Origin of the sequence: Reichenbachiella sp., from assembly GCF_039941815.1 — a bacterium.
In the GTDB taxonomy this organism is placed as follows: Bacteria; Bacteroidota; Bacteroidia; order Cytophagales; family Cyclobacteriaceae; genus Reichenbachiella.
The window spans coordinates 32422-44530 of sequence record NZ_JBDVDW010000007.1 but is presented as its reverse complement, the minus strand read 5'-3'; the positions used below and the strand labels follow the sequence as shown (position 1 = coordinate 44530).

General features: G+C 41.1%; 7 protein-coding genes. 2 read left to right on the top strand and 5 right to left on the bottom strand.

Features of this window, described 5'->3' with window-relative positions; all coding sequences use genetic code 11:
* The first annotated feature begins 295 nt into the window (after positions 1 to 295).
* Positions 296 to 1213, top strand: a complete 918-nt coding sequence (locus ABJF11_RS00235; RefSeq protein WP_348117081.1) for a hypothetical protein — start codon at positions 296 to 298, stop codon at positions 1211 to 1213.
* A 142-nt stretch (positions 1214 to 1355) separates the two neighbouring features.
* Here ABJF11_RS00235 and ABJF11_RS00230 read toward each other — a convergent pair whose 3' ends face one another.
* On the bottom strand, positions 1356 to 2801 hold the full coding sequence (locus ABJF11_RS00230) for an aminotransferase class V-fold PLP-dependent enzyme (protein WP_348117079.1): 1446 nt from the start codon (positions 2799 to 2801) through the stop codon (positions 1356 to 1358).
* Positions 2802 to 2970: 169 nt separating this feature from the next.
* Here ABJF11_RS00230 and ABJF11_RS00225 point away from each other — a divergent pair, with 169 nt between their 5' ends.
* Positions 2971 to 4890 carry an ATP-binding protein gene (locus ABJF11_RS00225; RefSeq protein ID WP_348117078.1) on the top strand — a complete coding sequence of 640 codons (1920 nt, stop codon included), beginning with the start codon at positions 2971 to 2973 and terminating at the stop codon, positions 4888 to 4890.
* Positions 4891 to 4920: 30 nt separating this feature from the next.
* On the opposite strand, the gene ABJF11_RS00220 is transcribed toward ABJF11_RS00225, so the two are convergent.
* From ABJF11_RS00220 to ABJF11_RS00205, 4 genes are all read right to left on the bottom strand, one after another.
* Positions 4921 to 6336 (bottom strand): DUF4302 domain-containing protein, encoded by a 1416-nt coding sequence (locus tag ABJF11_RS00220; RefSeq protein WP_348117077.1) that lies wholly within the window; start codon positions 6334 to 6336, stop codon positions 4921 to 4923.
* The gene (locus ABJF11_RS00215; protein ID WP_348117076.1) at positions 6333 to 7232 is read right to left on the bottom strand and encodes a putative zinc-binding metallopeptidase; all 900 of its coding nucleotides are present in this window, start codon (positions 7230 to 7232) and stop codon (positions 6333 to 6335) included. The genes ABJF11_RS00220 and ABJF11_RS00215 overlap by 4 nt, the downstream gene beginning before the upstream one ends.
* Before the next feature lies 1 nt (position 7233).
* Positions 7234 to 8652, bottom strand: coding sequence for a RagB/SusD family nutrient uptake outer membrane protein (locus tag ABJF11_RS00210; protein ID WP_348117074.1), 1419 nt, complete (start codon positions 8650 to 8652; stop codon positions 7234 to 7236).
* A 130-nt stretch (positions 8653 to 8782) separates the two neighbouring features.
* Positions 8783 to 12100 (bottom strand): SusC/RagA family TonB-linked outer membrane protein, encoded by a 3318-nt coding sequence (locus ABJF11_RS00205; protein WP_348117073.1) that lies wholly within the window; start codon positions 12098 to 12100, stop codon positions 8783 to 8785.
* Positions 12101 to 12109: the final 9 nt, after the last annotated feature.

Below are 12109 nucleotides of genomic sequence, written 5' to 3'. Positions count from 1 at the left end.
TGATGAAAGCTATAAAGCGCAAAGAAAGAGGCACTTATATTGAAGAGGCATAGCACCGCTATGGTGATTCAATAAATATATGTTAAGTGTCTATTTCAAAGTGCTTTATGATTGGAATAGATTATCTAATGCATATTTCAGGTTAAAGTAAGTTTCAGATCTGAAATCCTGGTTTCCCAAATCAACATCAACAATGAAAGTAGTCTTTTGCGGTGCTTTTATTATCTTTAGCTTTCAAATCAATTGTTAATTGCTCTAGACCGCTCCCCAAGTTACACGGCGCATAATTCAAATCATGAAAAAAACTCTTCTCCTATTCCTATCTGCGATAGCTGGATTCAATCTATCTGCACAAATAAACATGGATGATTCCACCGCCCAGGTCGTTGGGTATTGGAGCATTGATGATACACAATCTTTTGATGTCTCTTATGAAAAGTACAGAATTCAAAACGGAGATACTTCTGCACGCGATATCATGAAATATGTAGTGGATATTACAATCAAGGACTCCACCGCGAATAGTTATACCATAGAATGGTTCTACAGGGACTATAGCAGTGAAAGCAGCAATCCCATCGTCCAGAAACTAACCAAACTAAGCGAGAATCTATCTGTATTAATCAAGACCAATGAGTACGGTACAATACTAGAAGTAATCAATTGGGAAGAAGTACGGGATTATGTTCAAAAGTCAACCCAAACCCTCAAAGAGGAGCTTAAAGACATGCCAACTGGTGAGCAGATTGTGGCTCAGATGATGGCCACATATACTACCAAGGAGGCGATTGAATCCAATGCTATAAAAGACGCACAGCAATTTTACACATTTCACGGAGGTGCGTATACACTCCACGAGGAAATAGCGGCGAAAATGCAGTTCATGAATAACTACGGAGGTGCTCCTTTTGAAACAGACGTGACATTGAGTTTGGACGAAATAGATGAGGAATCCAGCTATGGTATTATCAGAATGGTCCAGGAGGTAAACTCTGTTCAGCTAACTGATGCCACGTACGAGTATCTCAAAAAAATGGGAACGCTTGGTAATCAATTGCCACCAAGAAATGAATTTCCAGCACTAACAAATAATATCTGGACCACCACACGTTTTCATGCAGGATCCGGCTGGACCACCTATACTGTAGAGACAAAAGTGGTCGAGGCCGAAGGTATCAGCAACATAGAAGAAAGGGTAATCCAGATTCAATAGTAGTGACATTTGCAATGCGTAAGACTTCCCTGAATTCCCTCTGACATGAAGGGAAAAGTCAAAGCAAATAGAGTTGACAACTCTTTGAAGTCATTATTTCTAGTATAGTCTGGGACACCTTAAGCAAGCGTCCCATTTTTGGCTAGAGCGCAAACATTTCTTTTACTTGCTTGCTGTTGTCGTCCACTGGATCTTTTTGAAGGGTAAAATCATTTGTTTTTTCATCGTAAACATAATCCTTCTTTAATTCAGCTTTGTTTTGTGCGATATAAGCTATCGCATTCAAAGCATAATCGAGCTCCTGCTCGGTCATCGTCGGATGAATCGACATGCGTGCCCATCCCGGTTTTCCTGTAAGGTTCTGATCATTGATGTTGTCAGTAAGTCGCTTAGAATCAGCCGCATTCAACTCGAACAGATAGTGACAGTAAGTACTCGCACAGGCCCATCCTCCTCGAATCTGGATACCAAATCTGTCATTCATTATCCTTACCAATGCGTTGTAATGCAGGTCGTCTATATTGAATGAAACCACGCCGATTCGCTTGGAATATTGTTCCCCAACGATCTTAAGGCCTTCTATGCTGTTGAGGCGATCAAACGTTTTTTTCAACAAAAATTCTTCTCTTTTCTCAATTTCAGCGACACCCATTTTGTCCTTGAGTTGGATAGCCAAAGCAGCTCTGATGGCCTGAAGAAACCCAGGGGTCCCTCCATCCTCTTTTGCTTCGTCGTTGGCTGTAAACCCATATTCGCCCCATGGATTAGTCCAGGTGACATTTCCTCCACCTGGCACACACGACTTGCCTGAGTACATTTTCTTATCGAACAGCATCACTCCGCAGGCTCCTGGTCCTCCGAGGAATTTATGTGGTGAGAAGTAAATAGCATCCAATGATCTCAATTCATTTTCAGGATGCATATCCATAGTTACATAAGGAGCTGTAGCTGCATAATCAACAAAACAGTAGCCGCCATTTTTGTGCATGATCTCTGCCATGTCATGGATCGGAGTGATCACTCCTGTGACATTTGATCCGGCTGTAAATGCTCCTATTTTCAGTTTTCTGTTCGAATACTTGTCGATTTCGGCCTGAAGAAAATCTAGATCAACGGTGAGATCTTTTCCCGGTGGAACAATAACGACATCTGCCACGGTTTCCATCCAGGAGACATGATGTGAGTGATGTTCCATATGGGTAATAAAGACAATAGGACGATCCTCTTCAACCAGATCCGGAATAGCTCCACTTCTACAAAGTCCCAAAATCTGTTGTAACCTTATAACTCCACCCGTCATTCCTGACCCAGTAAGTACCAGCATGTCATTATCGCTAGCATTTACATGATTTCTGATGATTTGCTTAGCATGATTATATGCTTCGGTCATCAGGCTACCTGACTTGTTGGAATAAGAATGTGTGTTAGCCACCCAAGGGCCAAATTTGCTCATAATAGCCTCTTCGATTGGACTATAGAGCCTTCCACTGGCAACCCAATCGGCATATATCATTTCAAAACTACCAAAAGGTGTATCGAAAGATTGGCCTAGGCCAACGATATTCTTTCTAATCTCATCGAAATTCATTGGATCAACGTTGTTTGGGTTGCAAATTTACACATCTCAATTTATCAACAAATTAAATCAAGGACTAAGTCAATAGAATACAATTTGCAGCTTTCTTCTTGACAATTTTTGTTTACTTTGCCCCACCTTAATATCCCTTAGTAGCTACTAGACTTAACTATTTTTGTAAATGAGGCTAACATTCTTTTTGACTTTTTTCATAGGGATCAGCATCTTTTCGAATCCAGTTCGATCACAAGGGCCTGTGAATCAAATCGATAGCCTGAAGTCACTGGTAAGCAATACTAGTGACAGTACCTTGGCTGATATTTACAATCAAATCAGCTGGAACTACAGAAACATAAATATTGATTCTTCCATTCACTTTGCACAACGAGCACTGGACCTCTCTCGGCAGCTGGGTTATCTCAATGGAGTAAATCATAGTCTCAATTACTTGGGAATTGCATTTAGAAACAGGAGCAATTACTCCAAAGCGCTAGAGCTGTTCTTTGAAGCTTTGAAATCTTCGGAATACTCTAAAGACCTCGAAGAAATAAGTTATACGCTAATCAACATTGGCAATATCTACATCTTTCAAACCAACTACGAAGGTGCCATAGATTACTTCCAGAGGGCACTAGAGAACGCCAAGATGATTGACAATCAAAACATTATAGCTTACTGCTATCTCAACCTTGGCAGGTCTATGGCAGGCCTAAAACAATATGCTAAGGCAGAAGAGAATTACAGAAAGGCACAGGAAATTAGGACCAAAATGAATGACCTGGAAGGTATTGTCATTTCTAATGTAGATATCGCAGAGTTGTATATCAAGCAAAATCTACCTGATAAGGCATTAAAACTTTTGCAAGAAAATCTAGTCAACGTAAAGCTGATGGATCACAAAAGCACGCTTAGTTATAGTTATATCAATATTGCCAGAGCTTATTTGATTAAAAACAGATTGGCACAGGCTAAAGAGTATGTAAAGAAGAGTATGGTCATCAATGAAACTCATGGCCTAAAGAACAATGAAACTCAGGCCTTGCAGCTGCTGTCAGAAATCCTGGAGGAATCCAAAGACTATAATCAAGCGCTGACCTTTTTTAAGAAATACGTAGCAGCAAAAGATTCCATATTTAATGAACAAAACACGCGTAAAATTGAATCTCTCCATGCGCAATACCAGTTGGAAAAAACCGAGGTCGAAACACGTTTTCTTCGAGAACAAACACACCTCAACGAAGTAATAATTAAAAGACAAAGAGCCATTATCATATTGGTGGTCATTGCCAGTTTGCTATTTCTTACAGTGGCAGTGGTTGCTTTTTGGTCCAGCAATGAGCGCAAGAAACTCAATGCAAAAATAGAAGAACAAAAGGAGCAAGCCTACAAGCACAACAACGACCTGATAGACATTAATAGTGAAAAGAATAATTTGATTAGAATTTTGTCGCATGACCTTCGGGCTCCTATCAATAACATCAAAGGACTGACAGAGCTTCATCAAATCGATCATAAGGAAGATTTTTCCGAATCAGAAAATCAAACATTGAATCTAATCAAGAGTGAATCAGATAGAATTCTCTCAATGATCAGTAAGATTCTCAATGTCGAAGCGCTGAATGTAGAGTCCAAGGCGACTAAAGCAGAAAAGGTAAATATTACTAAAGTGTTGGATGATACACTGGTAAGCTTCAGCACTACGGCAAAAACCAAACAGATTAAAATAGATAAAAAATACGACGAAGTAGGCTTGTATATTCTAGGAGATAGGGTGCACTTATATCAAGTCCTGGAGAATTTAGTCTCGAACGCACTTAAATTTTCCAAGCCAGAAACCGCGATTACAATTGGACTACAGATGGTCAAGAATACTGTGCAGGTATCCATTCAGGATCAGGGCCCTGGATTGACCGATGAAGATCGTGAGAAAATATTCAAAAAATTTCAAACTCTCAGCGCTAAGCCAACCGGCAATGAAGTTTCTACAGGATTAGGTTTATCCATTGTAAAAAAGTACGTGGAACAAATGAATGGTAAAATCTGGTACGAAAGTGAGCTTGGAATAGGCACCAATTTCACGGTGGAATTTTCACTGGCCTAATGGCAAAGCTGAACGAATAAATACAACTAACTATTTCACGAGTAAGAATTCGTAATTTGTACAAGGATTATAAAGTGCGAAAATGGTCAAATCCGGTTGTGATTCTATCGGGTAATCGAACGCATGCACCTCTCCTCCTCCAACACCAAAGATTTCATCGGTAATCAAGATTAAGTTGGCTCTGTCGTTGGTCGATATATCTGACGGATAGTAGTTCCCATTGAAGGTCACCTGCACTCTGTTTTCATTTGTGGTGGTGACATCAAACTCCCTTAGAAAGGTTAGTCGCTCTCCATTGTCACCTTCCACATACAACCCTACTGCATACATAGGCTGAGGGTCTGTATCATCTGTATCCTCAAATCCATAATTGAAGGCGAACCCGGTAGCAGAAGGAAAATACTCGTTTATTGAGCCAGACTCAGACATAGAAAATCCATTAGCATCTGCAACAAAAAACACATTGACACTATAAGACGACTCCGATTGCGGTACAAACTCCGCACCTTTCAGATCGAAGAGAGTCTTGTACAAGGTAGCACTACCCAAACCGGTAGCTGTACCTGTATATACAGGAGAGTTAGTGGTTCCGCTAGCGCAAAACACCTCTCCATCTTCAGAATAATTGTTTAATGTCAATTCAGAAAAGCTATAGCTACTGCCCTGAAAATTAAAATTTAGTGGATCTACCAACACAAGTTTTCCATTGAAGAAGCCAAATCCAGTGACATGGTCGAGCAATTTAATCTTGTCATTGGATACTATATCAGTAGAGGTGAGACCCTCTGCCACCCCTCGTACAACGATGCTCCGCTGATCAAAATTGATGCTCCAGAAGATAGAAATATTCTCATCCATCAAAGCTATTTGCTGTGTAGTGCCAGCGAATAGTGAGCTTATGGTATCATAAGCAAACAGGTTTTCGGAGAGCTCTCTACTAAAAACACTGGATGCACTGCTGCTCGCAGGTTCTAGCGAGATAATAGTCTCATCATCGGGACCATCGGTTTTGCTAACAAATAGTAAATTTCCATTTTCTTTCTCTTGATATACAAATTCGAACTCTGCTCCAAAAGACGATGAGTTTTGTTCGAACAAGAAATGAAATACACCATAGGTTTCGAAAATCAGCTCTAAGCCAAGTCTGGAATCGATTCGGTACGATACAACCTGATCAAAAAAGTAATCATTGTCTCCAGGCACATCAGACTGAATTCGAACGGTTCCATCGTCATTAAACTCTAACAACATATAGAATACGCCCGATGCATTGGTAGGCTGATAGTTGAGTACCCAACCATTGGCAGCTGAAGTGAGCTCACTATTCAAATCGCTTACCGCTGAGGCACTTCTCTCTGCAGGGGGAGTAAGCTTCTCCAGCTCGCTACTACATGAGGCGGCAAAGAAGAGAATTCCTATACAAATGATATTAAATCTTTCCATCATAATCTTTCTTGAACTGCTGCTCTTAAATCATCCAGATCTACTCCGGTGACCTTTAGATAGTGATCTTTTATTGCATTCAATTTTTCCAGTACAAACTGTCGTCCTGCATTGCGCTCCTCGCAAGCAGCGGTGGTACAATCTTCTTCCAAAGTGATATAGGTATCATAGAAGTCTTCCTCAGCCATAAAAAAGGCAATGGTTTCGGCAAAGTCTTCATTGGGGCTGCTGGTCGCATATGGAGAGACAAATCCTCTTTGTAAAGCTTCATCGTCGGTCACGTTAAACCATGAGCCAGCGCTGCTGTATCCTGAGGGCGTGATATCTTCGTACGCTGTGGGCAGTTTATCATTCTGGTGAACGATATGTGCAAATTCGTGATAGACGGTATGAAGTTGTCTCAGCAACCACTCTTCATCATTAACATCAATCGAATTGACATCTGTAAATGTGATTCTGGCACCTGCGTCTGCGGTACCCAAAGTCACCGTACCATCTCCATTAAAAATCAATCCTCCCAAGAATACGAGCTCGCCCGGAACAAATCTTCTAAAATAAGTCTCTCCCTTTGGAGCGTCCTTATATACATCTATCCAAAACTCATCAATCAAATCCAGCATGGGCCTTACCACATCCAACTTCGGTGGAGCTACTCTTTGTCCGGGATTTACAAAGTTGTCAACAAATTTGTACCGAATGGCTATCCCATACTCTTGAGTAAAGTTTGTATCAATATACTTGTCCAGATTGGTTTGTGGTTCATCCTCATCATTAGTTGGAATATCCAGCTTGTCTTCTTCAAAGCAGGAAGTAGTGCTCAGAGCCAGGCCAAGGAACATTATTAAACTGACCTTATTCAAGGATTTGAGTTCCATTATTATTTTCGAATAAATGTTCATCTTATCTTTCATTTGGTTCTAAACCACCAACTTCTATGGCCGAAGTCGGAATCTGTAATACCTTTCTTTTGTCATCTCTTGCCAGGGTGGCAATCACACCTCCGCCTGGACCTTCATGAGTGACTGCGATACCGTATCTTTTTATATCAAACCAACGCAAGCCTTGGCTTAAAAATTCTTTTCTTCGTTCCAAAAGCAAATAATTGAGAATGATATCCTGATCTGAGAAATCAGGATCACTATCCGCGCCAAAAAATGTGCGCAGGCTGGCCATTGTAAGGGTAATATCCTCTCCAGTATATCTCCGCTGAGCTAATACTTGAAGATCAGCAATTGCCTCATCCAGGTTATTGCTGTACAGATTGGCCTCCACTCTATTGAGCAGCACTTCTTCCCCTCTAAATGCTTGTGCAATGTGGTAAGGTGTTCCTACGTTGGAATTGATACTGCTTCTTTCAAATAAGCTCTCGTATCGGACAGGAAATAAGGTATTCTGTCCTTTCACAAAAGCCGGATTCTCTCTTTCGTCTGTGGCTTCATCAAAGGGATGTGTACCAAAAAGACTACTATAATCATTTCTATCCACGCCAAACGCAAAATCCGTCCTCTGCATCAGCGATACTTTTCTCATCAGCAAAAGATTGCTTGGCAGGTCTGGAGAGGCGTATAATTGTGGAAATCCAGTAATAGAGGACTCAGCAGATTTGAATTCTACAGAGGTCATGTCTCTCACAAACGCCTCAGGATTACTTCCTAGCAGCTCATTACTATACTGTAGACTTCTAATAAAATCTGCCTTGTAGAGATAAAATCTAGATGCGAAAGCCAAAGCAGCATTTCTATTGAAATGGTACTTGCCGCTGTTGGCGAAATAAGTGTCGTCAAGCAATTCCAATCCCAATCTGAGATCATCTTCTATTTCTTCGTAAACCTTGCTGACAGACGGTCGCACATACTCTACCAAAAACTCTGTTTCGGGTACTTCTATATAGGGTATACCCGGTCCCGAACCTCTGTTTACAAGATTGTATTCTTCGCTAAATAGATTGACGAGCATGAAGTGCCCATAGGCCCTTGCAAGAAAGGCTTCTGATTTTATGGCATCTCGGCGTTCTTTATCCTCGTCATCCACATCCAGTTGATCAATGATTTGCAACACTTCATTGGCATGAGAAATGGCCGTATAGGTTTGATACCAAAAAAATGCCGGTGTATCTTGTTCATTCGGGTCATCAAATGGGTCACTCCACACGTACAGCTGCTCATGTGAAGGCCTCAGAGTAGTGCCCACAGTGTAAGTAAAGTCATCTGACATCCAATCGGTAAAGGCATAACTAGCGTCAGAATAGGCATTGGTCAATAGCTGAGAAGCCTTGTCCAAATCATCTAGCGAAACTCTGTCATCAGGTACTTCTTCCAAGAATGAATCACATGAAGATAGAACCAATAAAAAAATCAACCCGCCTTGTCCAACTCGTCTTGATAAGTAAGATTTTGAGAATAATGCTATTTCGAAATTTTTCAATATTTGAGTCAAGTGCTTCATATTATCAGATGCCAATATTTAAAGAAAAAGTCACCAATCTTGGCTGTGGAAGAGATACCCCTCCTGAGCTGAAAAATTCTGGGTCTTGCCCGTTGAGTGCGTCATCAGAATAAAGCAACCAAAGATTCTGACCCTCTACACTCAGATTTACATTACTCAGCCCAATACGCTGCACCATAGGTCCAGGCAGCTGATAGGAAAGTCTAATGTTTTTCAATCGGATGTAGTCACCATCGGCCACTCTTATATCACTCAGATTATATAGAGAGTAGCTAGTGAGGTCGGCCCCACCTGCATTTACAATGTTTTTATCCAGAATAGCAGGTACGTTTGTAATTTCCTCATCACCAGGTACTACCCATCGATTAGCTAACTCTGCAGGCAAGGCATCGAAGTCTGTGTAGCTTGCTTGTACGACATCATTCAAGCGAATTTTATAGTCAAACTTGTAGGACAGTAAAAAACTAAAGGACAATCCTTTCCATGTAACAGTATTGGTCAGGCCTCCACCACCTCTAGGCTCAGTCGAACCTTCATAGGTGAGTGTTTCTCTAAGGTCATCTCGACTCTGCAAATCATATTGAAAAACCGTCTCTCCATTTTGATCGAAGAATGTCGGAAATCCTGATGAATTTAATCCTGCGAACTTGGTTGAGAAAAGTCCTCTTCTCGGTCCTCCCAAAACAGCCGCACCATTTTGTCCAAGCGCATCTACCAATCGGGGTCCAAAATCCAATCTGGTAATCTTGTCCTTGGTATACCCGATGTTGAAATTCGTGGTCCATGAAAAATCGCCACGAGTAAAATTGACAGTATTTAGGGTAAACTCAAATCCCTGAGATTCCATATCCGCGAAATTTCCTGTTTTGATACTTTGTCCTCCAACTCCACTGGTCAGCACCTGACCGATCAGATCAAATGACTTTCTGCTATACCAATCCACAGAAATATTGACCCGATTGTCCATCATACTCAGATCAGTACCTATGTTCAATTCCTTAAGCTTCTCCCAAGTCAGTTCTGAATTAGTCAAATCCTGAATATAGAGCAGTGGCTCTTGATCTGTAGGACGAACTGTCACATCAGCTTGTAGGTTTAGCAAGGCACTTGCATCGGGAGGAAGATTACCTGATATCCCGTAGGTCGCTCTAATTTTTAACTGATTTATCTTACTCAGGTTCGACATAAAACTTTCGGTGTGCACATTCCATGCACCACTGACATTCCATGTTGGCAGATATCTGGCACTCTTGCTTTCGCCCAGCTGGTTTGAACCATCATACCGAACGGTAAAGTTGGCTATGTATTTCCCTTTGTAAGAATACCCGCCATTCAAGAATGCTCCAATAAATCTATCTCTCAATAGATTTTGAGAATAAATATCAATGTTTTGAGAATTGAAAAACTCGATAATGTTTGGATCAGTCACGGCAATACCTCCACTTTCATAGACTATACCCAATCCTGTAGTGCTTTTCTCACTTCTATTGGTGAACCTTACCTCCTGACCGGCCAGGACATTTACTTGATGGATTTCGTTGAACGTCTTGGACCACTCAGCACTTATTCTACTAAAAAAATTGAGCATATCGCTTCGATCGAGGTAGTTGAATCCACCAATCGGTAATACAACTACAGGATTCAAACCTGGATTATCAGGATCTCTATAAAGCAGGTTGTTTGCATTTTGAATAAACTGAGTTCCGTTGGCTCGGTAGGCTTCTGCTTGATTGGATCGTTCGTGCACGGTATGATCACGCTGAGTAGAAGCATATCTCAACTGCATAACTCCTTTCAGGGATATATTTTTGGTTGGATTCAACTCAAAATCCGTTTGCGTCGATACATCTGTGACATTGATATCAATGAAATTGTATCTGAGTTCATCTAGAATATTGAAGTCAGCATAGTTTCTTCGGAAGTATTCAAGATCACCATTTGAGTCATAGGGCCGGATAGATCGGCTGGTATTGAGCCCATAACTTAGTGGATTGATATCAAAACTTCTACTATATCTACCCGTGATTGGATCAAATTCTCTATTTCTGGTACCGGGGACTGTTTGGTCTCTGTAACTGGCGGAGAGTTTCAATCCGAATGTAAATTTCTCAGACAGGAAGTATGTATTTCGTGAACTGGCTGTCAATCGCTGTACTTTATCCGCAATTGTTTGTCCTTGATCGCTCAAATAGCTAATAGAGTAATAACTGTTCGATTTTTCGGTACCAGATGTAAAACTCAATGAATGCTGCTGTTGAAGTCCAAAGTCTCTAAACAGTACATCGAACCAATCCGTATTTGCATTTTCATATTGATTCAGAAAGTTTTCATTGAGACCGCCACCCGCGCCCCAAGGAATCTCATGATTGGCGATTTTAGTATACATTTTACCTAAGGCTCCATAGTTTTGAGCCCTTACAGAAGTGGTAATATCAATTAGCCCCTTACGTTGCATTTCGCGATAGACAGACATTTCTTCTGCAGAATTCAGCAAGCTAAACTGTCCGTAGGTAGGCCGTAATTTCACCGAGTAATTCCCTGAATAATTTACCTTAAGAGCCCCACTCTTTCCTCGTTTGGTAGTTACTACTATCACTCCATTAGCAGCCCTGGCACCATAGATTGCCGTTGCCGATGCATCCTTCAAAATTTGAAAGGATTCTATGTCATCCGGGTTGATATTAGCGATGGAGGAGCTTATTAATGTATTTGCATTTCCAGAGATGAGGTCATCTGTATTGACATTGGCCAAGTCTTCAAGAATTACACCATCTACCACAAATAGTGGCTGGTTGTTACCATTAATTGAGGCATTGCCTCTGATTCTTATTTTTGGAGATGATCCAAACGTACCAGATACGTTGTCTACATTTACTCCAGCAACACGACCCTCCAGCACTCTACTGACGTCGACTATGCCATCAGCTTTAATGTCTGCCATTCTTAAATTTTCTGAAGCTCCGGTGAAGAGCTTACGATCAACTTCTTGAAATCCGTTGACCACCACCTCTTGAAGAGCCACGGACTCCTCTTCCATTTTCACATTGAACGTTTGATTTTTTGCGCTGACCTTCAATCTTTGCTCTTTCATTCCGAGCATCTTTACAATCAGCACATCACCTTCCTCGGCTTTTAGCTTAAAATTTCCGTCTAAATCAGAGATTGAACCATTGGTAGTGTTTTGTATGACTACAGAAACTCCAATCATCGGCTCTCCCTTTGTATCGACTATCTTCCCCGACACTTCAAGCGATTGGGACATTGCACTGCCAGCTGACAGTACAAATATCCATACCCCTATCCACCTTATAAGCTTGGCCATAAAGTTCAA

Coding starts and splice junctions, on each gene's coding strand:
- ABJF11_RS00235 (WP_348117081.1), top strand. CDS start 296: ATGAAAAAAACTCTTCTCCTATTCCTATCTGCGATAGCTGGATTCAAT.
- ABJF11_RS00230 (WP_348117079.1), bottom strand. CDS start 2,801: ATGAATTTCGATGAGATTAGAAAGAATATCGTTGGCCTAGGCCAATCT.
- ABJF11_RS00225 (WP_348117078.1), top strand. CDS start 2,971: ATGAGGCTAACATTCTTTTTGACTTTTTTCATAGGGATCAGCATCTTT.
- ABJF11_RS00220 (WP_348117077.1), bottom strand. CDS start 6,336: ATGATGGAAAGATTTAATATCATTTGTATAGGAATTCTCTTCTTTGCC.
- ABJF11_RS00215 (WP_348117076.1), bottom strand. CDS start 7,232: ATGAACATTTATTCGAAAATAATAATGGAACTCAAATCCTTGAATAAG.
- ABJF11_RS00205 (WP_348117073.1), bottom strand. CDS start 12,100: ATGGCCAAGCTTATAAGGTGGATAGGGGTATGGATATTTGTACTGTCA.